This window comes from Lysinibacillus sp. NPDC097195, from assembly GCF_044762075.1.
Classification (GTDB): Bacteria; Bacillota; Bacilli; order Bacillales_A; family Planococcaceae; genus Lysinibacillus.
This window is the reverse complement of the sequence record NZ_JBIWDP010000001.1, coordinates 579,190-605,509: the sequence shown is the minus strand read 5'-3', so window position 1 is coordinate 605,509 and position 26,320 is coordinate 579,190. Positions and strand designations below refer to the sequence as shown.

Below are 26,320 nucleotides of genomic sequence, written 5' to 3'. Positions count from 1 at the left end.
TAATTAGCATTTGTGTCAGGAAATAACATCAGAGGGGTTTGACTTTGTGATGAAGCATGCAAAAGTACAAAATGCCGATTACTTTAAAACATATTTAACACTGCTCATGGATCATCGAGAATGTTCTTTACAGGAAGCAATTGATTTTATGGTGACATCTTATTTTTGTAATAATATAGAGCTGTTTGGACATAAACCGAAGCAACAATTTGAATTAGCAATCCGACAGCTTTCAGCATAATTCTAGTTAACTTAAAAATGTGCCCATAGTCTTGGTGCATGCTGTTAGAAGCTCATTTGCCTCAATCTAATTCGCTAATTTAAAGATAAAAAAATCCGCTAGGCATATAAAATGCGCTAGCGGATTTTTTATTCTTCTTCATCTTCACCAATTTTATCTTCCGTAATAGCTGGTAAAATTGGCTGCTCTACTTTATTATCTGATACTTTTGTCTTATCATATTTTTCTTTCAGGTCGTAATAAGCATCTAATGCACGTCTTGCAATCACGTTATTACTTGATAAATGTACATTCAAGTTCGTTGACACCCATGGAATAACAACAGCATAAGCAATTTCAGGATTTTCATATGGTGCAAAACCAACATGCGTTAAATTGGTCGTATTAGTGCCATAACGTTCACGTAATGGTCCATAATACACTACTTCGGCTGTCCCTGTTTTTCCGGCTGCAGTAAATGGTGCATTAGCAAATGCTGAACGTGCCGTACCATTAGAGCCTGTATAAACACGGCGTAGTCCTTTTTTAATATAGTTTATTTCATCTTCGGAATTATCTATTCGATTTAAAATTTTTGGCCCAACTTCTGTTACTAATTGTCCTAACTGCTGACCATCTTTTGACGGGTCACGCACTTCTTTGACAACATGGGGTTGAATACGGTAACCACCATTCGCTATCGTTGATATATATTGCGCTAGTTGAAGTGGTGTATACGTATCATACTGGCCAATTGCTAAGTCGAGCGCTTTACCGCCCTCTGTAGGACCTGATGGACCTTGGACCCCACTAAATTCATTTGGTAAATCAATACCCGTTTTAACACCTAAGCCAAACTGTGCATAGGAATTACGCATTTTCGGGAATGTTTGATCATTTAACCGTAGTGGCATGTTATAACTATACGGTGTGCCATTAATTAGTAAAGCCGTTTTAAACATATAAACGTTGGAAGATCGTTCAAGTGCACTTAAGCCGTCCATCGAAATATAACCACCAGGATTGAAAATCGATTTTTTTACAGGTGTTTGAAGTAAATGAATCGGCTCATCTCCCAATACCGTATTCGGCGTAATGGCCCCTAAGTTATAGCCAGTTAATAAAGTTGCAGCTTTTACGACAGACCCTGCCTCATAGGCTGTTGTGAATGAGCCATAGGCATAATCCACAACGACATTCTTCCCAGTTTCAGAATCCTTTTCGATTTTTTTACCAACCATCGATAAAATATCACCCGTGTTTGGATCCATCATGACTAAGAATGCGCGGTCTAATAAGCTAGAGCCAGACATTGCTTTTAATTTCAGTAGTTCTTCTTCTACAATTTTTTCGTTAGTTGCTTGTAACTCACTATCAAATGTTAAGATTAAATCTTTGCCAGGCTCCCCTTCATACGTTGTCACCGTATCGACAACTTGCCCTTTTTTATTCGTAATATTTTTCACAACAGTTTTTTGCCCTTGTAGTAGCTCTTCATATTGGGCTTCAATATAACTTTCTCCAACGCGGTCATTACGAGAATAATCTCGTGCCAAATAATAATTCAGCTTATCTTTCGGAATACCCTTCGTTGGCACAGTTGTACGGCCTAATACAGAAAGTGGAGATAGTTTGACACGCTTCCAGTCCGTTGTCGTGTTAACGCCTGGTAACTCTGTTAAGCGTTCAGAAACACGAGCAAATTCATCAGCTGTTACATTTTCACTTTTAATAATTTGTGGTGATAAATTATAACCCGATACCATCTCGCGGTATATCGCCAAGACTTCTAAATCAGCATCCGTCAACTGTGCTAACTCTTCGTCTGTAATGCGCTCACGCACAATCTTATCTATCTCGGCATTTGCTTGACTTGTCGTAATATTTTCTTGTGTTTTAATTTTCGTTTGCTCTGCGTCAGAAATTTTCGCGTAGGCTTTATCATGATTTTTTAAAATCCAAAAATCATACTTATCACGTAATGTGACACGGTTTGTTGGCTGATCAATCAATTGTGCCAGCTTTTCGGCGATTGCAAGCATTTCCTCTGTAGTTGTCGTCTGCATTTTTGTATAGGTAATCGCATTTTCCGGCTGATTATCAACTAAAATTCGGCCATAGCGATCATACATTCGACCTCTTGGCACACTTGTATTCACAGGAACTTCCTCCGTCCGTTCTAAGACACGAACATACTCTTCCCCTTTAACAATTTGCATATAGCCAAGCCTAAAAATTAACATCGAAAATACGATAAATATAGCAAAGAAAAGGACATTCATACGAAATGTTAAATTTGAGTGATGCTTGGCTTTAACACTCGCTGCGCGATTTTTCCCCGGTGCTTTGCGCATATGTATTCCCCTCCTCATCTAATTACTGTTTAAATACACGATACTTAGTATACCATTGGAAGTACAGTCAGAAAAGCCAATTTCATAATTCATCTGTTTAGCATTGAATAGCAAAATTGCCCAATAGTCCGACACTAGATTACATGCAAGTACCGCCCTGCTTTCCAAGCTATTCATTCATTTGCGTATTGACAAATACCGTCCTATTTTTGCTTTATTGCGATAGTTAATAATGCATTAACCCCTGCACGAATTCCTAACTATTTATTTGACGGAACTTCACTTGAAAAGTTCCTATTAAAGCCTGTCAATTTTATTTAAATTTTTCGTCTTTCATTGTAACTAAACAGCTATCGTCCTTATACATAAAAAAAGCTATGCCAAGGTGTTGTACACCTTCTGCATAGCTCTTTATGAAAAATATTATGCGAAAACTTCCGCTAGACATTCTGCTTAGCAAAATATCATCACTTTGCTTTTTGCAATAATTATTTTGCAGCTTGGTATTTAGCTTCTACTACATCCCAGTTTACTACATTCCAGAAAGCACCGATGTAATCTGGACGACGGTTTTGATAGTTTAAGTAGTAAGCATGCTCCCAAACATCTAATCCTAAAATTGGTGTTTTACCTTCCATAACAGGAGAGTCTTGGTTTGGTGTAGATGTAACTGCTACTGAATCACCATCAACGATTAACCACGCCCAACCTGAACCGAAACGAGTTGTTGCAGCTTTTGCAAACTCTTCTTTGAAAGCATCGAAAGAACCAAATTTAGCGTCGATTGCTTTTGCTACTTCACCAACTGGAGTGTTAGAACCGCCTGGTGCGATTAATTCCCAGAATAGTGTATGGTTAGCATGTCCGCCACCGTTATTACGAACTGCAGTTTGTTTGTCAGCTGGTAGTGCATCGATATTTGCGATTAAATCGTTAATGTCTTTCTCAGCAAATTCAGTACCTTCTACTGCTGCGTTTAAATTTGTTACATAAGTATTGTGGTGTTTTGAATAGTGAATTTCCATTGTTTTTGCGTCGATATTTGGTTCTAATGCGTCATAAGCATAAGTTAATTGTGGTAATTCATAAGCCATTTTAAAGTTCCTCCCTAAAATAAAGAAATAATTAGTACATCCTTAGATTATCAAAATTGGTCAAACCATTCAATGAAAAATACCTCAAATCAAAGATTTCAGCCTTTTGACCGAAAAAATAATCCATTTTCTAATATACCCATTTCTTTAATTTGTTAAACTTTATAATTACCTCCACAATTTTTTAAGTTAAATGGCAATAAAGAACAAAATAATCATAACAATTTGAATACCCGCTTTGGCAACCGTTGACGTGAAAAACCCAACAAGTGAGCCAACACCGCTTTTCACCGCTTCTCCAACAGTTCTTCGTTCGAAAATTAGCTCAGCAATAACCGCTCCTAAAAAAGGGCCTATTAAAATTCCCGCAACTGGAATAACGAATGGCCCAATTAACAAGCCAATTGTACTGCCCCACATCCCTGCGTTTGAACCGCCAAATTTTTTAAGACCCAATGCATTGGCAACCGTATCCGCAGCAAATAAAAGCACAACAAATACTATTTCAATAGCCCAAAACCACCAGCTTAAATCAGCAAATGAAAAAAATAATCCATACAGTAAAAAACCACCGATTAAAAATAACACACCTGGAATTATCGGATACACTAAACCAACAAATGAAACGATAAAGCAGGCAATCACTACAATCCAGCCAACGACTTCCATAAATACTCTCTCCTTTTGTCGTGCATTGCCTTACATACGAAATATATTGTCAAAAGTTTCATACTTAATGACGAATACCTAATATCGAATCAGCAATATTAACAGCATGATCCCCGATTCTCTCTAGATTACTAACAATATCCGTATAGACAATACCTGCAGCGCCGCTACATTCATTTGTATTTAAGCGTGCGATATGCTTTTGTCTTAGTTTATCCTCCATATCATCGATTAAACTTTCTAGCTCAGTCACTTCTTGTGCCAAACTTAAACTTGCTGTATCAAGTGCCTCTATGCTTTTACGTACCGCCTCAATGGCAAGACTAAACATGCCGATTAAATCTTGGCGCGCTGATTTACTTAACGTTACTTCATGATGTTCTTTATATTGTAAAAGTTCTAATATATTTTCAAAATGGTCACCGATGCGCTCAATATCACGTACATTCGTTAAAAGGGTATGATGACGAAGCGAATCTGCATGAGAAAGTGGTTGCTTTGACACCATCACTAAATAATTGGTGATCTCTTTATCTAAGTGATTAAGTGCCACTTCCAACTGGAGCACTGTCGGTATATGTGCAGAGTCCCCTGTTTTCATATAGGAAAAAGTTTCTTCTAAGCCTCTTAATGCATGCTCACCCATTCGTAAAACTTCCTCCTTTGCCTGCCCAAGTGCAATAGCGGGAGAAGAATCAATAAATGCTGGATCTAAATGTTTTGTCGTCACATCGATATTGCCATCATGTCCAGGCAATAATTTTGTTACAAGTAACGATAACCCTGCAATAAATGGTAGCTGAATCATCATATTAAAAATATTAAACGAACCATGAGCGACAGCAATTTGCATACGTGGTTCTAAGTGAAAGACCTGACTAATCCACTGTACGTAGTTGATGAATGGGGTGAATAGTACCATAAAAATAACTGTCCCAAAAACATTAAATAACACATGAGCTGCCGCCGCCCGCTTAGCGTAGATGGAAGCACCTAACGACGCTAACACAGCTGTTATCGTCGTGCCAATATTTTCGCCAAATAGAATTGGTAATGCGCCATCTAAGCCTATTAAGTGCTCTGCATATAAGCCTTGCAAAACACCCACGGTCGCTGTGGAGCTTTGAACAAGCAACGTAAAAATAGTACCGAGGAAGATGCCTAAAACCGGTTGATTACTCAGATGAATCGTGAGTGAAGCGAAATCTGCCAATTGATGTAACGACTGCATACTTGCACCCATTAACTCTAATCCTAAAAACAGACCCCCAAATCCAAATAAAATTTGCCCGATATGATGATAAAAGGCTTTTTTAAAGAAAAACAAACATGCTGCACCAATCGCAAGGAGTGGATAAAAGTAAATACCAATATTAATGCCAATAATAAATGCAGTGATGGTTGTCCCAATATTGGCCCCCATAATAACTCCAATTGCTTGCCTTAGTGTTAAGAAGCCCGCACTTACTAAACCGACAGTAATAACGGTAGTCGCAGAGCTTGACTGAATACATACTGTTACAATAATGCCAACTAACACACCCATTAATGGATTCGTCGTAAATCGATTTAACCATTCTCGAAGCCTATCATCTGCCGACTTTTGTAAGCCATCACCCATATATTTTATGGAAAATAAAAAGACCCCTAATCCACCTAAAAATTGAAATAAAATGCTTTGCCAATCTATTGTCAATGGTTTTCGCTCCAATTCCTACGTCTCTACTAATCTATTTCTAATCATTAAATGAAAATGTACAAAAAGTAAAGAAAACCTTTAACTTCTTTACACAATGTTAACATTTTACCAACGAATTCTCAGATAAAGTTACTTAGTCCATATCTAGACATTCTTGAACATGTTAGAATAACGCTTGGAGGAGATAAAAATTATGAAACACTCACAATTATTAATTGATAGCTTAATGCATCCTAAAAAACTAGCAGCCTATCGTTTATTACCTATAGGGAAAGTTATTCAATATACTTTTCTATTAATTACGATAGTGACAGTATTTTCATTCGGACGTTTTACTGCGGATATGTCTGTCAATACGTTAGATATTAGTGGGATAACAGAATACATAGATCAAATAAAATGGTTATTATATCCAGTGACGTTTATCATGCTGTTTGTTATGACAACAATGTTAATTTTCGGGCAAATTGCACTTTACGCTTTAGCAGGTTTGTTTATTTTAAAAGTGATGAAACGTCGGGGTGAATATCGCCATATTTGGCGCACAACAACGTTCACCATTACTTGGTCAACGCTAATAAGTATGCTAGCAGAATACCTTCCCAATGCAAGTACGATACTCTCAATATTGTCATTACTATTAACCATTACTCTATTAATTGTTGCCTTTACAAAATATCCAAAACAACCAAATTTAAAATAATAGGCATGATTCCCCTCTCTTCTCAATATAGTGTAGAAAAAGGAGGGGTTTTTTTGCGAGCATTCTTATTAACTGTTGCCATCGTGTTGATCGCATTTGTCGTTAAAGTAGATTTGACTGAAGGAACATTATCACTTGCCGCCTTCTATCCTAAAGAAGGTCAAAATGTACTGTGCGAAAATCAACAAGAACCTGCTTACATCACCGTCCAAACCATTCAAGGCGATACGTTACATAGCTTATTTGCACTACACCCTGCAAAAATGCCAATGACCTTTCCAGAACGGCTGGAGCTTTTTTATCAATTAAATCCACATCTTCAATTACAAGCACTTGTAGCTGGCGAAAATATTAAGCTTCCCCTCTCATTTGAATTCGAAAACAAGTGCGGAAAATGAAAAGTTAACGTTTCTTCCTTGTCCTTATTTTCTTACACTGCTAAAATAAGTGTCAGTGACGGCTGAAAGTTGTGGCCGAAAAGGAGAGAAAGTTAATGAGTGAAATTTGTCACCGTTCAAAAACACGTCCTGTACGTGTCGGTAATTTAACAATTGGTGGTAGTAATGAATTATTCATTCAAAGTATGTGTACTACAAAAACACATGATGTCGAAGCAACGGTTGCAGAAATTTTGCGACTTGAAGAGGCGGGCTGTCAAATCGTTCGTGTTGCAGTACCAGATGAGCGTGCGGCTGATGCCATTGCCGAAATTAAAAAACGTATCCATATTCCATTAGTAGCTGATATTCACTTTGACTATAAATTAGCTTTAAAAGCAATTGAAAATGGTATTGATAAAGTTCGTATTAACCCAGGTAATATTGGGCGTAAAGAAAAAGTAGAAGCCGTTGTGACAGCTGCAAAAGCGAAAGGTATTCCAATCCGTATCGGCGTAAATGCTGGTTCTTTAGAGCGTCATATTCTTGAAAAATACGGCTATCCAACTGCTGATGGCATGGTAGAATCAGCACTACACCATATTAAAATTTTGGAAGACTTAGATTTCCACGACATTATCGTGTCTATGAAAGCATCGGATGTTAATTTAGCGATTGAAGCATATGAAAAAGCTGCAAAAGCATTCGATTACCCGCTACATTTAGGTATTACAGAATCAGGTACCCTATTTGCCGGTACTGTTAAATCAGCCGCTGGACTGGGAGCAATCCTGTCAAAAGGTATTGGGAATACATTACGTATTTCGCTATCAGCCGATCCTGTGGAAGAAATAAAAGTAGCCCGTGAATTATTAAAATCATTTGGCTTAGCGTCTAATATGGCAACCTTAATTTCATGTCCAACATGTGGACGTATTGAAATTGACCTAATTTCGATTGCCAATGAAGTAGAAGAATACATTTCAAAATTAAATGTGCCATTAAAAGTAGCAGTTTTAGGCTGTGCCGTTAATGGACCTGGTGAAGCGCGTGAAGCCGATATTGGGATCGCCGGTGCACGTGGTGAAGGTCTGCTATTCATGAAAGGTAAAACGGTACGTAAAGTACCGGAAGAAACAATGGTAGAAGAGCTGAAAAAAGAAATCGATAAGTTAGCTGCCGAAATGGTAGAAAAGCGTGCAGCTGAAGAAGCAGCGAAAGCGAACGCCTAAGGAGGTGCTTGCATGACAACGAAGCCTCGTTTTGGGATTGATATTGACGGGACAGTAACATGTCCTAGTACACTTATCCCCCATATAAATAAACAGTATAATGTCAATATTACACTGGATGATGTCTGTGAATATGATTTTTTATCAGCATTCCCCCATCCAGTAGATCGCACTGCATTTAACACGTGGTTTAAGGAAAATGAACCTTTTATGTATGAAGTTTCTGAAGCAGCAAAAGATGCCAAAGAAATTTTAAATGCTTGGCAAAATACGTATGAGCTATATTACATTTCTGCACGTGGTGAAAATGTAACAGATATAACACGAAACTGGTTTAAATCTCAGGCAATTCCTTTTGATCATATTGAGCTCATCGGTAGCCACGATAAGCTTGCCACAGCGAAAAAGCATAGTGTATCAGCTTTCTTTGAAGATAAACACGATAATGCTGTAATGATCGCTGAAGAATTAAAAATACCTGTTATACTGTTCGATACACCTTATAATCGTCTGGCTGTGCCTGACAATGTAGTGCGTGTTTATAATTGGCAAGAAGCAAATCAGTTTATTACGAAGTACTTTAAGTAAAAGACGTAACATGTTAATTAAAAGAGCTGTGTTCAAATTGAAGAACACAGCTCTTTTTGTTTATAAACAAGCTGAACTTGTCTACCAATATTTTATGCGCATCCAATGCCTAAACTTCAAGAATCCCCCGCATCCAACGTTCAACAAAGTTTTCAAACGTAATCCCATAATTATCATATACTGCATGATACACAAAATACGTTCCTAAACGATCGAGTATCTCATCATTAATTTTCATTTTCAACCGCTCCCCTTCTAATGGTTTTCACGAAATTTCAACTAGCCTATCCCTTTGCTATCTCGAATCCGCTAAGAAAAGGTCGTATCGTTGCAAAAACGTCACAATCTGCCACTTACACACCCTTCCTTCATAATTTTCTTTTCGTTAATATAGTAGTAACAACTAGTGGAACTGGGGGTATTCCTTGTGAAATGGATGACAAAACTCACTTTTGTAACATGCCTGTCTGTCTTACTTGCTGGCTGTGGTGATCGACTCTCTGAAATTAAAGATGCCGTATCAGGCATTAACTCTGCTGCTGATGCTGCAGCTAGCGCAGTTAGCCGTGATGTCCATGCAATAAGAGCACTAACGATTAACTACAACAATGAATCTTTTACTATTAATGATCTATTTAAAACTATTTTACGTGACATACGCTGGGAATATGACGCAAAAAAAAATGAGCTTCATGTACAAGGTACTTGGCAAGCCCCATTATTTGCTGAACAAGCTTGGGATCAAGCCATGCAAAAACAGCTTGCAGAAACAGGTGTTGTAAATGTTATATGTGCAATGCAAGGCGAGGAGATTGATGCTTCACGTACAGAAATCACGCTCGTTTTTAATGATGAAAAAATACTGCAAATGAGTGGTGAAGATGCACTACAGCATCTGTATGATACATATTTAAATAAATAAAACTGCTAGCTTTTCTAACGATTATGTCGCTTAGAAGAGCTATTTTTTTGTACTTTCATACCGCCATAAAACAGTAGCTCTCCCCACATGCCTTGACAGCGAGAAATCTTACAATTTCGAAATCTTAACACTTTTTAATTGAATAGGAGTAAACCATCACGTTATAATCAAAGTATCACGTGATGGTTGGGAGGTACTTGCATTGGGACAGAAAAACTGAAAATCGGGGAACTTGCTGATATAACAGGCATTACAAAAAGAACAATAGACTACTATACAAATATAGGCCTGTTGGTAGCAGAACGTTCCGCATCAAATTATCGCTATTATGACCCTTCCATGATTGATCGACTTTATTTTATTGAACAACGTAAACAAGAAGGGCTTTCACTCGGTGAAATACAGCATGCCCTTCATCACACAGCTTATGAAGAAATCGATGTGCAAATACTACGATTAAAAATGCAAGATTTAGAACATGATGTAACTTCTTTACTTAAACAAATGAACGAGCAAGATAAGCAAAATATCCAATCAATTAAAAAAAATGTTTCACCCGAAAGCATAGCACTAATGCAATCGTTATTATTACTTATTAATACCTAGGAGGTGACGTTCTGTTTTGCAGAACGACTATTTGGAGACCATACTGAATTTATCAATTTTCACCATTTTATTAGCTTTAACCGCCTTTTTCGTCGCAACGGAATTTTCGATTGTTAAGATGCGTTCTTCTAGACTTGACCAATTAATTGCAGAGGGCAATAAAAAAGCAATTCCAGCAAAACATGTCGTCAATCATTTAGATGAATACTTATCTGCATGTCAGCTCGGCATAACAATCACTGCGCTCGGAATCGGGATGGTCGGTGAAAAAACATTTGAATTCATGTTACATCCATTCTTTAACACGATTGGTATTTCGGATAATTACATCCCTATCTTCACTATTGGTTCCGCTTTTGCTATCGCAACATTTTTACATGTAGTTGTCGGTGAATTGGCACCAAAAACTGCAGCTATTCAAAAGACAGAAACTATTGCATTACTTTTTGCTAAACCAATTATTGCTTTCTATAAATTGATGTATCCATTTATTTGGTTTTTAAATGGATCAGCACGACTACTTCTCGGTTTCTTTGGCATGAAGCCAGCGAATGAACATGAGATATCACATACAGAGGAAGAACTACGCTCTTTATTGTCTGAAAGTTTTAAAAGCGGTGAAATAAATAAAACGGAGTTAAAATTCGTTAATAATGTTTTTGAATTCGATGAACGTATTGCTCGTGAAATTATGGTTCCTCGTACAGAAATAGCAGGCATTGAAAAAAACGAAACTTTTACCAATATTATTCACTTTATCGCCACTGAAAAATATACGCGCTATCCTGTTTATGATGGTGATCGTGACAATATTTTAGGCTTTATTAATGCAAAAGAATTATTTACCCATGGTTTACTAGAGCAGCTAACAGATGATTCTTTAGTGCTCGAAAACTTCATTAATCCTGTTATTCGTGTAATAGAAACGACCCCTATCCAACAATTACTTGTCAGAATGCAAAAAGAACGCATTCATATGGCCATTTTAATGGATGAATATGGTGGTACTTCAGGGCTTGTAACAGTAGAAGATATTTTAGAAGAGATTGTCGGAGAAATTCGCGATGAATTTGATGATGATGAAGTAGCTGAAATTCGAAAAATAGGCGATAATCATTACATTTTAAATGCTAAAATGCTTGTGGAAGATGTAGAAAATTTATTACACGTATCGCTCGATACAGCAGAAGTCGAAACACTAGGCGGTTGGTTCTTAACTGTGAACAATGGCATTAAGGCCATTAAAAACATTGAACTAGCACAATATGTATTTAGCATTTATGAACAACATGGTCATCAACTTCACTATATTGAAGTACGTCCACTTCGTAAAACAGCCCCCGTTGCGACTGAAAGCTAATCTATTGGGCTATTTATAGGTTTCACTATACTTTCTGCTTATTCCACTATTCGCCATATTTTTATATAATAGACTTAGCTATAATTCTATTCCCAGGGGGCAATGTCATGAAACTTTTTAAACTATATCATTCAGACGGTATCCATATTATTACTGACGTCAAAAAACACAAAACAAATATTGAATTAAAAACGATTACTGGCGAAATATTATATATTATCGTTGTAACTGATGAAAACTATACCGTTTACGATGATCGCTTCGCTGGTGCTTCCAAGCAATTAAATTCTGTTGAGGCGTTTGATATTGACGGAAGCTTTAGAAGTCTTGATTTTGATAATATGCGCGCATTATTTAAAGAAGCTTTCACTAAACTTTTACAGGAAATCGCTGAGTGTGTAAATGACGGTGATGAACTAGTGGATCTTGATACGCTTCGCCATAAAGTAAGTGCCCAAATTAAAGGAATTCATTTCCGCGTAATATCTGACACAAAAAAATATGAATATTAAATAGCCTGTTATACTAACTAACAGACTGCTCAATAAGTAAAATTCTTTGAGCAGTCTATTTCTTTAGCTCCGTATACAACATCTTCTCAATGTTAACTCCCGAATCTTCGCCACCTATTTCATCTTTCATGTATAATGGAGCGTAACAACCTGATAGAAAGGGTGTTTGCATGAATCGTGAACAACTTAATTTACTCATCTCTGAAAAATTAAAATTAATTCGAACAGAAAAAAATTTAACGCAAGATCAAATGAGCGACCTATTAGGTCTGTCAAAAAAAACACTTGTGCAAATAGAAAAAGGTCGCATTAAAACTGGCTGGACGACTACAGTGGCTGTTTGTGCACTATGCCGAGACAGTTCTATTTTACAGCATGAACTCGGCGGCGATCCATTAGAGGTCGTTGACTTAATCGCTAATAACGGTACATTACAACCAAAAGAAAAAACGATGGGTGGATACATATGGTGGAAAAACCTGAATGAATGGCAAGGTTACCGATTACAACAAAATGTTATAAGTCACCACTTTCGTATTTTAGACACCGACAATTATCGCTTACTTTCAACCTTTGATGAAAAAATTGCCGAGCAAGAATGGAATAAAATGAAAAACTAATTCATGCTAATGTGACAATACATCTCGATAATAAAGGGATATATTATCACATTAGCTATTCCTCTTTATTACGATTTCCCCCTCCCATCTCCTTCCTTTCACTTATTTTTTAAATGTATAGACAAACGAATAATAGCTTATTCTCAAGCTGTCATAACATAGAAGACTACGGAAATGGTTTCTGACGAATAGTATCCCCTATTAACTTATATCTTTTTGCCGTTTATATTCAAACAGGCTTCAGTAACATCGCACATTCATAAACGAGATAAGTCGAATTTTGCAAGATTCTTCTCTATAATGAAGAGTAACGCCTGTTACAATTGGAAAGGATGCTTTACGATGACACGTATTCTAGCTATTAGTGATATACATGGAGAATTAGAACTGTTGGAAGAGTTATTATTAAAAGTGCAGTTCGATGCCACACAAGATCAGTTGATATTACTTGGTGATTATATTGATCGAGGCCCTGCTTCGTGTGGTGTTTTAAATATAGTTGCCGAACTTCAAGCAACTGGTGCACGTGTTCTACTCGGGAATCACGAGGCACTTATGTTAAAAGCCTGCCGTTCTGGCATTCCGAAAGCTTGGAATCATTGGGTTTCACTTTGTGGAGGCGATGCAACACTCGCAAGCTATGGCTATCAGGCGGAAGATTTTGAAGATGCACTTCATACAAATACATTACCTCATTACATTCAAACATTACCGAAGCTTGAAGAACATTTACAGCTAATCGAAACGTTTGAAATGTATATTGAATTAGAAGATGCAATTTTTGTCCACGGTGGTGTTGTACCTAATGTGGCCTTGGCAGAGACAGATCCTTTACAACTATTATGGATTCGAGAGGAATTTCATAATGGTTATCAAGGACAAAAAACCGTGATTTTTGGTCATACTCCAACATATAAACTGCATGAGGATCCTACTAATTACAATGTTTATTTTGGTAACAATCATATTATTGGAATTGATGGTGGCGCAGTATTCGGCGGCCAACTACATGCATTTGAATGGCCAACACGACACATAACATCTGTGGCAAAACCAAAAGACAACGAGCAAGAAGACAATCTAGAATAAACTTTCATTCCCTCTCAATAAGCTCCTTTTACGCAGGCACAGCTTCCTTAAATTTTTGCTCGTGCTGTTCCTGCTGGAGTGCGGTACTTCCACTGCAATGACTTATTTTAATAACTGTTCCTCACTTAGATGCACCTTCTCTCCAAATATTCCATTATGATAGAAGATGTTATATCACGTTCTTGAAAAATAAGACAAGCCCCACCACAAAAATTGTGATGAGGCTTGTCAATATAGGTGCAATAGTCATTAATATAATTTAAATATAACCCCTGCTAGCGAATAAATAATAACAGTTGAGAAGAGAATTGTCATATGGAAAAGTGAGAACACAAACATTTTTGTTGCCCATTTTCCTTGATCTGTATTGCTATGGTAACCGTAAATACTCATAACAAGCCATGCGACACTTAATATAAGTGCAACAAGCATAATCCCCATACTTAACGAACCAAATAAAAAGCTCGATAATATTAGCAAAATTAAATAAAAATTCGTTTGGTAGTACGTGCGACGCATCCCTTTAACAACAGGTAACATCGGAACATTCGCAGCTTCATAGTCTGCATGCTTACGAATGGCAATGGCATAAAAGTGTGGCATTTGCCAGATTACCATAACAAAAAAGAGCCCCATTAAAGCTGGATGAGTAATATCTGAAGATACCGCAGCCCAACCAATTAAAGGTGGAACAGCACCTGATATACTACCAACTTCCGTATTATAAATTGTGCGACGTTTTGTCCACATTGTATACGGTACAACATATAAAAAGACACCAATAAAACCGAATAAAGCTGCTAGTGGTGATGCTAATGCTAGGACACCTAACCCAACAATCAGCATGACAATCGCTAAAATTAACGTGGATTTTGCTGACATCTCACCTGTTACGGTAGGACGATTTTTTGTACGAGGCATAATCGCATCTATATCTCGATCATAGACGTTATTAAACGCCCCTGCCGCACCAATAACAAGAGCCGAGCCAATTGTGGCAAAAATGATTTCAGGTATATTGTCCAAGAGCGTCATTTTATTTTTATACATCCCGAGCGCTAAGCCAGCCCACATAGGAATTAAATTGGATTTTATAATACCAGTTTTAACTGTTTGTGCTAAAACATTAGAGAGCGAATGTTTCTCTATTGTTTCTTCTACAGTCTGCGGATTTTGATCCGTTTTTAGATTTTGTTCCATTCCTCTTAATTCCTTTTCTTTATAATTTCTACATGCATCCTTCGATAGAAAGAGACATTTTTTGCATTCTACATATCAAATTATTATTTTACCCCTTTTAGGGTGGCTATGTCTCAAAGTTCACATAAAGTACATGATTTCATTCATGAATTAGCAATATGCCAAATCACAACTCCTTCTATGATACCACCGACTGGCATGAATTTGAACCTTATTGCCTTCTTTCTTACATAATACTATTCAAGAAAAACAATCTGCACTATACTAATGGGTATGTTCGATCTTATTGAAGGAGTGTCTCAGACGTGAAATATGGATTTATTGGTCTAGGGAATATGACCACAGCGATTATAAAAGGCATGTGTAAAAATGGAGATTTCGATTCCTCTTATATATATGGCTATAATCGTACAAAAACTAAAACAACTCAATTAGCTACCTCTTATGGAATCCAAGCAACAAACTCCATCGAGGAACTTATGGCAAAATGCGATATTATTATTTTAGGCGTTAAACCACAAATATTACCTGATGTTTTACCTGAAGTTAAAAAACATTTACAAGCAAAGCATATGATTGTTTCCATTGCTGCGGGCAAAAACCTCAACTACTTCCAAGGCTACCTTTCAGAGTCCACACCTATTATTCGCGTCATGCCAAATATCAATGCACTGATTGGAGCTTCAACAAGTTGCTATACGGCAAATGAGCAAGTAACAGAGGCGCAACTCCGACTCATTACTACTTTATTTGAAACAATCGGTACAATTATTGAAGTACCTGAACATTTATTCTCTATCTTTACGACAATTGGCGGTGCATCACCGGCCTTTACCTACATGTATATCGATGCATTAGCTCGAGCAGCTGTTCGTGAAGGCATACCTAAAAATATGGCACTCGATATTGCAGCGAACGCTGTATTAGGCAGTGCAAAAATGATTTTACAATCCAATGAACATCCTTGGGCCCTTGTCGATCAAGTATGCTCTCCAGGTGGCACGACCATTCAAGGCGTTTCTTCCCTACAAAGTAATCATTTTGAGACGACAATCCATGATGCTGTTGCCGCAGTAACAGATAAAGACCGTAGTCTTTCTTAAGTAAACACCAATAGTAAAAGGCATCGAGTAACCCCGATGCCTTTATTGTTTTTATTGAACATTGTCTTGTAAATGTTGAGCTAGAAATACTGTTAAATCTTCCATATTCTCAGGTGTAACACCATGTCCATCTGGATATTGCTTAAAAATCACCGTTGCTCCAAATTGTTCGAATAGTTCCTTGCTTTCAACGCCCCATTGTGAGGGAATGACATAATCATAGTCACCATGAGAAATAAAAGCATGTAAATGATTAACAGTACGGATCGCATATTCCTCCGTAACAAATTTTGGAGTATAGCCACTCAAAGCAACAATACCTGTAATTAAATTTCCCATAACAAAAGCTAGTGATTGCGCAAGTACAGCACCTTGGCTAAATCCAAGAACAAAAACTTTATGCGGGTCAATTTGGAATTCCTCAATAGCTTCCAACACAAAGCGTTGCAGTGCAATTAACACTTTATCAAATATAGCTCGATCTGGTTTGCCAACCTCTTGAATTGTAAAAAATGCGTAACCAGGCTTTTGTGTGATTGGCCCTCTGACACTTATAATATGACATTGCTGTTGAAATGGTTGTACTAATTGCGGTAAGTCATCTTCATTACTTCCCATTCCATGCAATAAAAAAATAGCAGGGTATTTTTTTGTTGGATCCATATTTATCGGTTGTGTATGTTTAAATGTGAATGGTGTATTCATGGACATAATTCCTTTCAAGTAAACTCAAATCTAGTTTATCATAATACACAATTATCCTGCACAAATGTTGATTTCAAAAAGGTATATTGCTTATATAAGAAAAAAATCCACTGGGCTATCCGCGGGCATACATAGAAGCCGCAATAGTCTTCGTGGATTTTCACTTCGAATTTTCAGAATTGTTTGGGTGCCTGGCACTTATTATGTTAACTTTGTTTTTGAAATTAGCCCATCCGTATGATAGGCGATGTAACCGTTAATGATGCGCACTGTTTCGTGTGGATCCGCTTCAAATAACACTTTCGATTGTGCTGGTGTCGAGACGAGCACTGTCAGTAAATCCATACGCATCGAATGCGCCGCAGAACTATAGGCATAGTCATAAATAATATCCTCTTCTGATAGTCCTTCCGTTTCATACTGTTGATGGAACAAATCTTTTGCCATATCCATGCGTTCCGCTACTTGCTGGCGAATTCGCATCTGATGCATAAGCAATTCCTCTTCAAGTACACTAGGTTTTAACCATTGTTTGTTTTCTAGCATATGAATAAACTCTTTTTCCCAAACTTGTTCATTATCAGTAAAATACAGCATATTCATCATTAACATATCCCAAAAATCAGTTGTAGATTGTGCTGATTGGCGTTGCATTGCAATCGTTTGCTTAAAGTGCTGCTCAACTTTTGTAATATTCATATTACGCACTAAATGCTGACATACATTTTCAATAAATTTATTTGCTACTTCTTGTACCATGATAAAAACCCGTCCTTATCTCAACAAATCATTTCTTTTCTATCATACCATGATTGTTGAGCAGAAAGGAATCGACAACGTTTATCTTCGTTATGAATGTAACGATGCTATACCCGATTTGATAGCTGCTCTACTAACTGCTTGTGCGACAACACTTGCCACACGTTCGTCCATAGACTTAGGGATAATAAATTCTTCTGATAAGTCTTCAGTTGCTACTAATGAAGCGATTGCTTCCACAGCCGCAAGTTTCATCGCCTCGTTAATATCGCTAGCACGAACATCTAAAGCGCCTCGGAAAATCCCTGGGAATGCTAACACATTATTCACTTGGTTAGGGTAATCCGAACGACCAGTCGCCATAACCCGAACGCCCCAAGCTCGCGCATTATCATAGGTAATTTCTGGATTCGGATTGGCTAAAGCAAAAACAATCGGATCATCGTTCATTGATTCAATATGGCCTTTTGTTAATAAATCAGCCACTGATACACCAATAAACACATCACTTTCAGCAATGGCATCTTCTAATGACCCGATTAAACCTAGGGGATTAGAAACTTTTGCAATTTGTTCCTTTATGCTATTCATGCCCTCTGTACGCCCAAGATAAATAATGCCCTTCGTGTCACACATCACTACATTTTTATATCCCAATTGCAGTAATACACGCAAAATGGCAATGCCCGCTGCACCTGCGCCATTAATAACTACCTTCATTTGTTGCGGTTTTTTGTTCACTAATTTTATTGCATTCATTAAGCCTGCGCCAACAACAATGGCAGTGCCATGCTGATCATCATGGAAGACAGGGATATTGCATTCCTGCCGGAGTCGCTTTTCGATTTCAAAGCATCGAGGGGCTGAAATATCTTCCAGATTGATGCCGCCAAAAGTTGGTGCAATCGCCTTAACAGTCCGAACAATTTCATCGACATCCTTCGTTGCCAGACATATTGGGAAGGCATCCACATTAGCAAAGCGTTTCAATAATATTGCTTTTCCTTCCATAACAGGTAACGCCGCTTCTGGTCCGATGTCACCTAAACCTAAAACTGCTGTCCCATCCGTCACAATACCTACTAAATTACCTTTGATTGTGTAATCGTAAACGGTTTGCGGATTTTTTTGGATTTCAATACATGGCTGTGCAACACCAGGTGAATAAGCTAAACTCAAATCGTATGTATCCTGGACTGGCACCTTTGCAACTATCTCCATCTTCCCTTGTGCTTCCTTGTGCATTGCTAAAGCTTTTTGCATAATATCCATTGCTAGACCCCTATCCTCTAGGTTTTTCATTCACTATCTTTTATGATTTACCAGCTTCCATTACAGAAAATTTAAAGGTACATTCGTTATCATGCTATCCAAAATTAAAGATTTAATACTACACTAGCTGAGATCAGCACTTTAAAATGTTTACATGGACGGCAATGTTGATGGTGAATTTGTAAAAGAGTACAAACTAATTGATAACATAGACGCAGAAAATCGATTGCATAACAAAAAGTGTTAGATTGATGGCAGCCAATCTAACACTTTTTACGATAATAAAATCTCTATGGAATTGCTCATACTGAAGCATGGATTTCCTTTAAAATATTTTGCGCACGATGTTGGAGCTTTTGATAATTATCTTGTAAAAAGGCTGGATGCACCGGTTTGCTAAATAAAAAACCTTGGACTGTTTCACAATGACCTGCTATTAAATAATGGAGTTGCGCGACTTCCTCAATGCCTTCAGCCACTACCTTTAAACGGAGATGCTTAGCCATAGATAGGATCATATCAACTAAAGCCTTATCAGTAGGTTCACTTTGAATTTTTTGGACAAATGAACGATCAATTTTTAAGCAATCAATTGGAAAATCCTTTAAATAGGATAAGGATGAATAGCCTGTACCAAAATCATCTACAGCAATTGTGACGCCAAGTGCCTTTAGTTGCTGTAAAATCATCGTCATATGATCAAAATTGATGGTCATACTTTCTGTTATTTCTAATTGTAAATATTTTGGATCTAATTCGGTTTGATGAAGTACAGTGTGAATCATATCTACTAAATTTTGTTGAAACAATTGTCCTAATGAAAGATTGACTGCTACTTTAATAGGTGGTAAGCCTGCTCGTTCCCACTCCTTCACTTGCCTACAAGCTGTTTCTAATACCCATTGCCCAATAGGAATAATTATCCCTGTCTCCTCAGCAATAGGAATAAAAGTAGATGGTGCAATCAACCCCTTGTGAGGATGTTGCCAACGCACTAATGCCTCAACAGATAAAATATGGCCTGTCTGTAAATCAATCTGCGGCTGATATTCTAAAAACAGCTCGTTATTTTCTAAAGCATGAAGTAAATCATTTTCTAATAGAAGTCTTTCTGTAATATCACTGGACATGGGAGTTTCGTAAAATAACATGCGTGAAGGTACTTTACTCGCTTCATGCATAGCATAAATCGCAAGCCTGACGAGTTCATCTTCCTTAGAAGCATCCGTTGGAAATAAAGAAATGCCAATGTTTAAATTGCCATTTAAAGAAAAATGCTGAATTTGAAAAGACTCTTGCATTGCCAATTGCAGATTTTTACATAATTGCAGGATACTATCTGACTGGTTCGCTTCATCCATATACACGATAAAATAATCTTCCCGTAATAAACATAGTAAACTCTTTTCAGGTAAACACTCTTTCAGCCGCTGTGCTACCATCGTAATCATTTTATCTGCGTACAAACTTCCGAGGGAAGCTTTAATTGTTGAAATCCGCTCGATTTCGATTGCTAAAATTGCCTTATTGGTTTTAGTTTTAAAGAGGTTTTTATGTAAATATTCATTCAAAAAGCGTTCGTTCGGTAAGTTCGTTACTTCATTATGATAAGCCATGTAATGCATCTTCTCTCTAGAACTCTCTAAATGTTTTTGTACTTCTAATAATTCCCGAAATGGTTTTTCAATAGATGAGAAATAAATAGCTTTAAAAAGAAGATAAAAAGAACTTAATTGAAATAGATGACCGATGAAATTTTTAATATCGTATACATCGCGATAAATGGTAAAAAGAAAATCGCTAATGATTAAATAACAAGCACTGCCTAGTAATAATATAATGATTTTAGGTGCTTTTTGAAAGCCTTTTAATAATATGTACATGATGATAATATGACAGGCAATTGCTACATACTGCAAAACATTTTTTAACAACGTTGGACCGACGCCGTCGATAACAAGTGGCGGTAGGATAGGATTCGGTGCATATATAAGCATCGTTAAACTAACAATAACCACAAAGGGTGTACTATAAATGAACCAACGATATGTTTTCGTACGAATACCTTTTTCTTTCACAAAAAAAATAATAAGTATTCCACATGATAATACTAATCTGCCGATAATATAAAACCATGTTGGCGCATAACTTGCACTTTCTGTAATAAAATATGGCATGCCTTTATAAGCAAGGGTATGGGCAATTTCAATAAGACTGTATGTTAAAAATAAAGCACCTATATAAAGTGTCTTATTTGATAAAATAAAGGGTGTTGTTAACCATGATTGTATCGCTATTGTCATTGTGACAACAATAATTAGGATTTCTATAAACAAATGAAGCGAAACGTAATTGCTTTTGCCAAAAATTCCGTAAAATTGTTCGCTCCAGTAAGCGATGATTAATAACATTACGATAGAGAATAAAATGAAGTGAATTCCTTGCCTCCATAAAGAAACATGTTTATTTAATTCCGACAAGCTGACCCCTACCTTTTCTTAGTTCAATACGGTTACTTTTGCCATTCATTATTTATAAATAATTTTACTTCATACTACCAATAGATTACCATGATATACCTGAATTTCAATCAAAAGAGAGATTTGTTTACGCTCTTTCTTAAGCCGCTTCACAAAATTGTCACCTATATACAAATTCAATATTAGTAAACTTTTTATATATAGTGTGTATCTTGCTTAATCGCCATTTTCAATAAAAAAAGACTGAAGGCATTCCCGCAATTCTCGAGCTTGTCCTCAGTCTTTAATCGTTATACAACTAATTTATTGTTAAGAAAATACATAACTATCCATATTGTCGATTGTATTTTGAATCGCTTCTTTTAATGAGCGTTGATGCTCCTTACAACAAGCAATTGCTTCCTCTAAGGCAAAGGCTGCATTGGCCATAAAAGGTGCCATCTGTAAATCTTTTGCAAGCTGAATAAGCACCAGTGCTTTATTCCATTTCCAACGCGCATTGCTTGGATCTAAAATAATCGCCTGTTCCAAATAGGCAAGTGCATCGAAAGGCATCCACCCAAAACGATGCATCGTTTGGCCTGTGATTCCCCAATATAACGCTTTATTTGGGTTTTCTTTTACTGCCTGTTTAAAGCAATGCACACTCTCATTGTAATGATGTGCAAATAAAAACAGCTCGCCTTGCGTAAAAAATGATTGAGCTTTCTCATTCGCTGTCCCAGTTTTAGCACTTTCCTCTAATGCTTGCACACGTATAGAGAATGCCGCTTCATCTTTAATAGCGCGTATTTCCACAACTGTATCTGATTCAGGATAACTTTCATCACTTCGTTCCGTATGCTGTGTCTCTGCTAAAAGTGTTGGTTTTGGTAAAGTAGCAAGTTCATACTCATCTAGTAAAGTAATATATTTCGTCGCTAAAGCCTTTTGTGGCCCTTCTGCTTCTTGCAAAGCAGCCGCATAACATTTCATCAGCTCTCCATTATAAAAATACTCATCCATTGTCATAGCAAGTTCCTCCAGTTTAAACCTCAGCAATTTATCTACTTACCATTATACATATTTCGCAAAGTAAACGATGCATTATTTACAGATCACGTACAGCTTTAAAGTAGCTAAAAAAAGAGACTGTCCAATTTTCTTTTGACCAGTCTCTTTCGATGTTTATTTTTTTAACACTTCTTTATCTAAGAAAGAACGTAAATCTTCCTCCGCTAGAGCACCTACAAAACGAGCTGCTTCCTTACCATCTTCAAAACGAATGAACGTTGGTGTTGCTTCGATACCATATTTCTGCCATAGATCTTCATATTCATAGACGTTTAATTGCGCAATATTGACACCCAGTTCGTCTGCAATAGGCATTAACACCGGTGTGAATGCTTGGCAGTGTACACAAATTGGACTAAAGAAATAGGCATTCACATCTTCCCCTGCTGCAATCTTCTTCTCTAGTTCATCAGGTAACATAATGTTTTGGTAATTTTTATCATCTAACTGATCGATTGTTTCTTGTCTTAAATCTTTGTCACCATAAGGATTATTCGCACTAGCAAGTTTACTTTTGTTCGAATAATTTGTCAGCACTATAATCGATGCAAATAATACAACAATAACCGAACCAATAATTAATAGCTTCTTCAATTAAATTCCTCCGCTTTCACTTCAAAATGCCCTACTTTTAGTGTATTTGGAATTGATTATAAAGTTTTTTTAGAACCTAGTAAACTAATTAGACTTTGCTAACAAGTTTTCTAACATTTTAAACATAATTTAGTTCATTTAAGGGAACATACTTACTATACACGCAAAATGAATTTGGGGTGAAATTTAAGATGAAACACACTTTCCAACATGTTTTTCAAATTTATAAAAGTGATATTTTGAATATTGTTTCAAACTGGGTAGTTGCTGTCATCGTAGGTGGTCTTATTTTTTTGCCATCACTTTATGCTTGGCTAAATATTTATGCTTCGATGGATCCATACGCAAATACTGCCAATATGAAAATAGCCGTTGTCAATGAAGATAGCGGAACATCCATTAAAGGGGAAACAATCAATATAGGAAACGAATTAATGGTCAACTTAAAAGAAAACAATAGCTTCTCCTGGAATTTTATTCCTAGAGAACAAGCGCTCGATTCCTTGAAAAATGGAGACTATTTTGCAGTACTAATCGTTCCAAATGATTTTTCTGAAAAGCTTTCATCCATTGTGACTGATCTTCCTTCAAAAGCTCATATAGATTATTTTGTTAATGAAAAAATAAATCCAATTGCTCCTAAAATTACGAGCAAAGGTGCAGGTGTAATTACACAACAAGTTTCGAGTGAGTTTATATCGACAGTCAATGGTACACTTTTTTCGATGTTCAATAAGATCGGCATTGAAATCGAACACGATATTCCAGATTTTGAAAAGTTCGAACAGTATGTTTATTCAATTGAGCAACATTTACCTGATATCGAGTCGTTTTTAGCACAAACTGCTAAAGGTGGACAGGATGCTGAAAAACTATTAGACACTACTTTAAACGAAATCCCTGAAATAGAGAAAATGACAAATAGCGGTCTTACTACTATTCAAAGTGGATTAAAGCTAATGAATGAGGCAGATACATTGTTCAATAAGCTTTCACCGATTGTCAAAGAGGATTTAGCAAGTGCGCAAACAATCGCACAGCAATTCACACAGTTGCTCGAGAAATTGCAAAATGCAACGGCCAATACAACAACATTAGCACAAGCAAAAGACGAGCTTCAGAAACAATTAACGTCCTTGCAAGCAAAATTAAATAGTAGTATTGAAACGCTGGAAGCTTTACAACAACTGACGCAGGCGGATGCAACTACTCGTCAACAACTAGCGAATTCCTTGCAAAATATCATTACGTCTCTTCAAGAAAATGACGCCAATAAGGACATGATTCAGAAACTGACGTCTATCCAAGAAAAATTACAAGCAAATGCTAGCATAGTCGATTCTTCAACAGAAGCACTGTCGACATTAAGACAGCTCAATGCTTTAATAGCTGATAGTAACAATATAATACAGCAATTACCTACTATCGATGAACAAACGATTATAAAAGATCTAGCAGACGTGCAAAAAATTGCTCAAAATGCTGCTACTAATTTAGAGCAGTTTCTAAATTATTATACGGATAATCTTGAACCGCAAATTCATTCAACTTTGAACGCTGCAAGGGATACTTTAACAAATGCATCTACTATGCTAACTAAAGTACAAAACACTATCCCACAAGCGCAACAACGTTTAAACAATGCAAAAAATACATTAATAACAGCGAATAAGGCTATTTCTACTTTACAGGCGGACTTCCCGAAGTTAAGTAAAAAAATTAGCGATCTTGCAAATAAACTACGGACGTTTGAAAACGAAGCCGATTTATCTGAAATCGTTCAATTATTAAAGAATGATGTCGAAGCCGAACGGAATTTCTTTGAAGAACCGGTCAAGTTAGAAGAGCATAGAATGTTCCCAATTGCTAATTACGGAACAGCGATGACGCCTTTTTATACAGTCCTTTCTATTTGGGTAGGTTGCTTATTACTTATCTCTCTTCTTGCGGTAAATATTCACGACAATCAACACTTTAGTATTCGTGAAATTTATTTTGGACGATTATTGACCTTCGCTACCATTTCATTTATTCAAACGTTAATTATTACAATCGGAGATGTTTTACTATTAGATGTCTCCATTCGAGCCCCATTTTACTTTATTATTTTTGGTTTAATCATTAGCTTTGTCTTTATCACGGTTGTGTACACACTTGTCTCTGTATTCGGCAATGTGGGGAAAGCTCTAGCCATCGTGATGTTGGTCTTACAGATTGCGGGTTCTGGGGGAACATATCCAGTTGAATTGTTGCCGAAGTTTTTCCAAGTCATCAATCCATTTTTACCGTTTACGTATGCAATTGGCATGATGCGTGAGGCCGTCGGAGGGATTATTTGGTCAAAAATATGGCTGGACCTCACATTTTTAATTAGCTTTTGGTTAATCTTTATTTTATTTGGCTTTTTCTTCAAGAAATTACTAGGTGAAAAAATGGAACTTTTAATGAACAAAACACGTGGTTTAGATATATTTCATTGATTTTCGCCCTGCCTTGCTATAAATTTTGACATCAACAATGTTATAATGGAAATATTGTAAACAAGTAGGAGGCGTTTTTTTTGAAAAAACTTATATCCATTTTTACGTTGTTGTTACTCGTATTAAGTGCTTGCGGGTCAGAAAAAAAAGTAATTGAAGATAATTCGAATGAAACACAAACTGAAGCTTCACATGATGGACATGCCCATGTTTCAGGCGATATTCAAGAAGAAACAGCAAGTGCTGATGTTTTGCCTTCATTTTTAGATAGCCAATCTGAAAATATCCGTTTAGTTTATCAAATTGCCGGACAATCGACAGACATTTTAGAATGGATGCCATGCTACTGTGGCTGTGGTGAATCCGTTGGACATAAAAGTAATTTGAACTGCTTTATTCAGGAAAAGCGTCAAGACGGGACAATTGTATGGGACGATCATGGTACACGCTGTGGTGTTTGCTTGGAAATTGCACTACAATCAGCTAAGATGCACAAAGATGGCATGAGTCTAAAAGAAATCCGTCAAACAATTGATGAAACATACAAAAACGGCTATGCAAAACCTACGCCAACAGAGATGCCTGCTTAATCTTTAAGGGACTGGTACACATGACAAAAAGCAGCTTAT

At 36.8% G+C, this 26,320-nt stretch carries 26 protein-coding genes; 14 read left to right on the top strand and 12 right to left on the bottom strand.

The window, feature by feature from the left end; genetic code table 11:
- Positions 1 to 49: 49 nt before the first annotated feature.
- Positions 50 to 241, top strand: coding sequence for a hypothetical protein (locus ACIQXI_RS03015; protein ID WP_402925642.1), 192 nt, complete (start codon positions 50 to 52; stop codon positions 239 to 241).
- A gap of 128 nt (positions 242 to 369) precedes the next feature.
- Here the strand turns inward: ACIQXI_RS03015 and ACIQXI_RS03010 are convergent, their stop codons facing one another.
- The 4 genes from ACIQXI_RS03010 to ACIQXI_RS02995 all read right to left on the bottom strand — a co-directional run bounded on the left by ACIQXI_RS03010 (position 370) and on the right by ACIQXI_RS02995 (position 6,033).
- Positions 370 to 2,574: a peptidoglycan D,D-transpeptidase FtsI family protein gene (locus tag ACIQXI_RS03010; RefSeq protein WP_402921524.1), complete on the bottom strand. Its 2,205-nt coding sequence runs from the start codon at positions 2,572 to 2,574 to the stop codon at positions 370 to 372.
- 488 nt (positions 2,575 to 3,062) lie between these two features.
- The gene (locus ACIQXI_RS03005; protein ID WP_402921522.1) at positions 3,063 to 3,668 is read right to left on the bottom strand and encodes a superoxide dismutase; all 606 of its coding nucleotides are present in this window, start codon (positions 3,666 to 3,668) and stop codon (positions 3,063 to 3,065) included.
- A 189-nt stretch (positions 3,669 to 3,857) separates the two neighbouring features.
- Entirely contained in the window at positions 3,858 to 4,337 is a 480-nt protein-coding gene (locus tag ACIQXI_RS03000) for a DUF456 domain-containing protein (protein WP_402921520.1), read from the bottom strand.
- A gap of 64 nt (positions 4,338 to 4,401) precedes the next feature.
- On the bottom strand, positions 4,402 to 6,033 hold the full coding sequence (locus ACIQXI_RS02995; RefSeq protein ID WP_402921518.1) for a Na/Pi cotransporter family protein: 1,632 nt from the start codon (positions 6,031 to 6,033) through the stop codon (positions 4,402 to 4,404).
- 196 nt (positions 6,034 to 6,229) lie between these two features.
- On the opposite strand from ACIQXI_RS02995, the gene ACIQXI_RS02990 reads away from it, so the two are divergent.
- The 4 genes from ACIQXI_RS02990 (at position 6,230) to ACIQXI_RS02975 (ending at position 8,936) form a co-directional block, all read left to right on the top strand.
- Positions 6,230 to 6,739, top strand: a complete 510-nt coding sequence (locus tag ACIQXI_RS02990; RefSeq protein ID WP_402921516.1) for a DUF1189 family protein — start codon at positions 6,230 to 6,232, stop codon at positions 6,737 to 6,739.
- 53 nt (positions 6,740 to 6,792) lie between these two features.
- Positions 6,793 to 7,137, top strand: coding sequence for a hypothetical protein (locus ACIQXI_RS02985; protein WP_402921515.1), 345 nt, complete (start codon positions 6,793 to 6,795; stop codon positions 7,135 to 7,137).
- A 95-nt stretch (positions 7,138 to 7,232) separates the two neighbouring features.
- A complete protein-coding gene (ispG, locus tag ACIQXI_RS02980) occupies positions 7,233 to 8,348 on the top strand; it encodes a flavodoxin-dependent (E)-4-hydroxy-3-methylbut-2-enyl-diphosphate synthase (RefSeq protein ID WP_402886346.1) in 1,116 nt (371 codons plus the stop codon).
- Between the two features lie 12 nt (positions 8,349 to 8,360).
- Entirely contained in the window at positions 8,361 to 8,936 is a 576-nt protein-coding gene (locus tag ACIQXI_RS02975; protein ID WP_402921513.1) for a 5' nucleotidase, NT5C type, read from the top strand.
- A 109-nt stretch (positions 8,937 to 9,045) separates the two neighbouring features.
- On the opposite strand, the gene ACIQXI_RS02970 is transcribed toward ACIQXI_RS02975, so the two are convergent.
- The gene (locus tag ACIQXI_RS02970; protein WP_402921512.1) at positions 9,046 to 9,174 is read right to left on the bottom strand and encodes a hypothetical protein; all 129 of its coding nucleotides are present in this window, start codon (positions 9,172 to 9,174) and stop codon (positions 9,046 to 9,048) included.
- A 198-nt stretch (positions 9,175 to 9,372) separates the two neighbouring features.
- Between ACIQXI_RS02970 and ACIQXI_RS02965 the strand changes: the two genes are divergently transcribed.
- The 6 genes from ACIQXI_RS02965 (at position 9,373) to ACIQXI_RS02940 (ending at position 14,045) form a co-directional block, all read left to right on the top strand.
- Positions 9,373 to 9,858, top strand: coding sequence for a hypothetical protein (locus ACIQXI_RS02965; RefSeq protein ID WP_402925639.1), 486 nt, complete (start codon positions 9,373 to 9,375; stop codon positions 9,856 to 9,858).
- Positions 9,859 to 10,044: 186 nt separating this feature from the next.
- Positions 10,045 to 10,464 carry a MerR family transcriptional regulator gene (locus tag ACIQXI_RS02960; RefSeq protein ID WP_402921510.1) on the top strand — a complete coding sequence of 140 codons (420 nt, stop codon included), beginning with the start codon at positions 10,045 to 10,047 and terminating at the stop codon, positions 10,462 to 10,464.
- 31 nt (positions 10,465 to 10,495) lie between these two features.
- Positions 10,496 to 11,824, top strand: a complete 1,329-nt coding sequence (locus tag ACIQXI_RS02955) for a hemolysin family protein (RefSeq protein WP_402925636.1) — start codon at positions 10,496 to 10,498, stop codon at positions 11,822 to 11,824.
- Positions 11,825 to 11,931: 107 nt separating this feature from the next.
- The gene (locus tag ACIQXI_RS02950; protein ID WP_402921508.1) at positions 11,932 to 12,336 is read left to right on the top strand and encodes a hypothetical protein; all 405 of its coding nucleotides are present in this window, start codon (positions 11,932 to 11,934) and stop codon (positions 12,334 to 12,336) included.
- Between the two features lie 170 nt (positions 12,337 to 12,506).
- Entirely contained in the window at positions 12,507 to 12,956 is a 450-nt protein-coding gene (locus ACIQXI_RS02945) for a helix-turn-helix transcriptional regulator (RefSeq protein ID WP_402921506.1), read from the top strand.
- Positions 12,957 to 13,298: 342 nt separating this feature from the next.
- On the top strand, positions 13,299 to 14,045 hold the full coding sequence (locus ACIQXI_RS02940) for a metallophosphoesterase (RefSeq protein ID WP_402921504.1): 747 nt from the start codon (positions 13,299 to 13,301) through the stop codon (positions 14,043 to 14,045).
- A 249-nt stretch (positions 14,046 to 14,294) separates the two neighbouring features.
- Here the strand turns inward: ACIQXI_RS02940 and cyoE are convergent, their stop codons facing one another.
- On the bottom strand, positions 14,295 to 15,245 hold the full coding sequence (gene cyoE, locus ACIQXI_RS02935) for a heme o synthase (RefSeq protein ID WP_402921502.1): 951 nt from the start codon (positions 15,243 to 15,245) through the stop codon (positions 14,295 to 14,297).
- 305 nt (positions 15,246 to 15,550) lie between these two features.
- On the opposite strand from cyoE, the gene proC reads away from it, so the two are divergent.
- Positions 15,551 to 16,348: a pyrroline-5-carboxylate reductase gene (proC, locus tag ACIQXI_RS02930; protein WP_402921500.1), complete on the top strand. Its 798-nt coding sequence runs from the start codon at positions 15,551 to 15,553 to the stop codon at positions 16,346 to 16,348.
- Positions 16,349 to 16,399: 51 nt separating this feature from the next.
- Here the strand turns inward: proC and ACIQXI_RS02925 are convergent, their stop codons facing one another.
- The 6 genes from ACIQXI_RS02925 to ACIQXI_RS02900 all read right to left on the bottom strand — a co-directional run bounded on the left by ACIQXI_RS02925 (position 16,400) and on the right by ACIQXI_RS02900 (position 23,211).
- Entirely contained in the window at positions 16,400 to 17,053 is a 654-nt protein-coding gene (locus ACIQXI_RS02925) for an alpha/beta hydrolase (protein WP_402921499.1), read from the bottom strand.
- Between the two features lie 201 nt (positions 17,054 to 17,254).
- Positions 17,255 to 17,812 (bottom strand): hypothetical protein, encoded by a 558-nt coding sequence (locus ACIQXI_RS02920; RefSeq protein WP_402921497.1) that lies wholly within the window; start codon positions 17,810 to 17,812, stop codon positions 17,255 to 17,257.
- 90 nt (positions 17,813 to 17,902) lie between these two features.
- On the bottom strand, positions 17,903 to 19,084 hold the full coding sequence (locus tag ACIQXI_RS02915) for an NAD(P)-dependent malic enzyme (RefSeq protein WP_402921496.1): 1,182 nt from the start codon (positions 19,082 to 19,084) through the stop codon (positions 17,903 to 17,905).
- Positions 19,085 to 19,386: 302 nt separating this feature from the next.
- Entirely contained in the window at positions 19,387 to 21,564 is a 2,178-nt protein-coding gene (locus ACIQXI_RS02910) for a bifunctional diguanylate cyclase/phosphodiesterase (protein WP_402921494.1), read from the bottom strand.
- 309 nt (positions 21,565 to 21,873) lie between these two features.
- Positions 21,874 to 22,575: a tetratricopeptide repeat protein gene (locus ACIQXI_RS02905; protein WP_402921492.1), complete on the bottom strand. Its 702-nt coding sequence runs from the start codon at positions 22,573 to 22,575 to the stop codon at positions 21,874 to 21,876.
- A gap of 156 nt (positions 22,576 to 22,731) precedes the next feature.
- Complete coding sequence (locus ACIQXI_RS02900) at positions 22,732 to 23,211, bottom strand: thioredoxin family protein (protein ID WP_402921490.1); 480 nt, start codon at positions 23,209 to 23,211, stop codon at positions 22,732 to 22,734.
- A gap of 191 nt (positions 23,212 to 23,402) precedes the next feature.
- On the opposite strand from ACIQXI_RS02900, the gene ACIQXI_RS02895 reads away from it, so the two are divergent.
- Positions 23,403 to 25,691, top strand: a complete 2,289-nt coding sequence (locus ACIQXI_RS02895; protein WP_402921489.1) for a YhgE/Pip family protein — start codon at positions 23,403 to 23,405, stop codon at positions 25,689 to 25,691.
- A gap of 80 nt (positions 25,692 to 25,771) precedes the next feature.
- Positions 25,772 to 26,281: a PCYCGC motif-containing (lipo)protein gene (locus ACIQXI_RS02890; RefSeq protein WP_402921488.1), complete on the top strand. Its 510-nt coding sequence runs from the start codon at positions 25,772 to 25,774 to the stop codon at positions 26,279 to 26,281.
- Positions 26,282 to 26,320: the final 39 nt, after the last annotated feature.

Coding starts and splice junctions, on each gene's coding strand:
- cyoE (WP_402921502.1), bottom strand. CDS start 15,245: ATGGAACAAAATCTAAAAACGGATCAAAATCCGCAGACTGTAGAAGAA.
- ispG (WP_402886346.1), top strand. CDS start 7,233: ATGAGTGAAATTTGTCACCGTTCAAAAACACGTCCTGTACGTGTCGGT.
- ACIQXI_RS02950 (WP_402921508.1), top strand. CDS start 11,932: ATGAAACTTTTTAAACTATATCATTCAGACGGTATCCATATTATTACT.
- ACIQXI_RS02895 (WP_402921489.1), top strand. CDS start 23,403: ATGAAACACACTTTCCAACATGTTTTTCAAATTTATAAAAGTGATATT.
- ACIQXI_RS03005 (WP_402921522.1), bottom strand. CDS start 3,668: ATGGCTTATGAATTACCACAATTAACTTATGCTTATGACGCATTAGAA.
- ACIQXI_RS02905 (WP_402921492.1), bottom strand. CDS start 22,575: ATGACAATGGATGAGTATTTTTATAATGGAGAGCTGATGAAATGTTAT.
- ACIQXI_RS02970 (WP_402921512.1), bottom strand. CDS start 9,174: ATGAAAATTAATGATGAGATACTCGATCGTTTAGGAACGTATTTTGTG.
- ACIQXI_RS03015 (WP_402925642.1), top strand. CDS start 50: ATGAAGCATGCAAAAGTACAAAATGCCGATTACTTTAAAACATATTTA.
- ACIQXI_RS03010 (WP_402921524.1), bottom strand. CDS start 2,574: ATGCGCAAAGCACCGGGGAAAAATCGCGCAGCGAGTGTTAAAGCCAAG.
- ACIQXI_RS02945 (WP_402921506.1), top strand. CDS start 12,507: ATGAATCGTGAACAACTTAATTTACTCATCTCTGAAAAATTAAAATTA.
- ACIQXI_RS03000 (WP_402921520.1), bottom strand. CDS start 4,337: ATGGAAGTCGTTGGCTGGATTGTAGTGATTGCCTGCTTTATCGTTTCA.
- ACIQXI_RS02990 (WP_402921516.1), top strand. CDS start 6,230: ATGAAACACTCACAATTATTAATTGATAGCTTAATGCATCCTAAAAAA.
- ACIQXI_RS02975 (WP_402921513.1), top strand. CDS start 8,361: ATGACAACGAAGCCTCGTTTTGGGATTGATATTGACGGGACAGTAACA.
- ACIQXI_RS02920 (WP_402921497.1), bottom strand. CDS start 17,812: ATGGTACAAGAAGTAGCAAATAAATTTATTGAAAATGTATGTCAGCAT.
- ACIQXI_RS02965 (WP_402925639.1), top strand. CDS start 9,373: ATGACAAAACTCACTTTTGTAACATGCCTGTCTGTCTTACTTGCTGGC.
- ACIQXI_RS02940 (WP_402921504.1), top strand. CDS start 13,299: ATGACACGTATTCTAGCTATTAGTGATATACATGGAGAATTAGAACTG.
- ACIQXI_RS02925 (WP_402921499.1), bottom strand. CDS start 17,053: ATGAATACACCATTCACATTTAAACATACACAACCGATAAATATGGAT.
- ACIQXI_RS02915 (WP_402921496.1), bottom strand. CDS start 19,084: ATGGATATTATGCAAAAAGCTTTAGCAATGCACAAGGAAGCACAAGGG.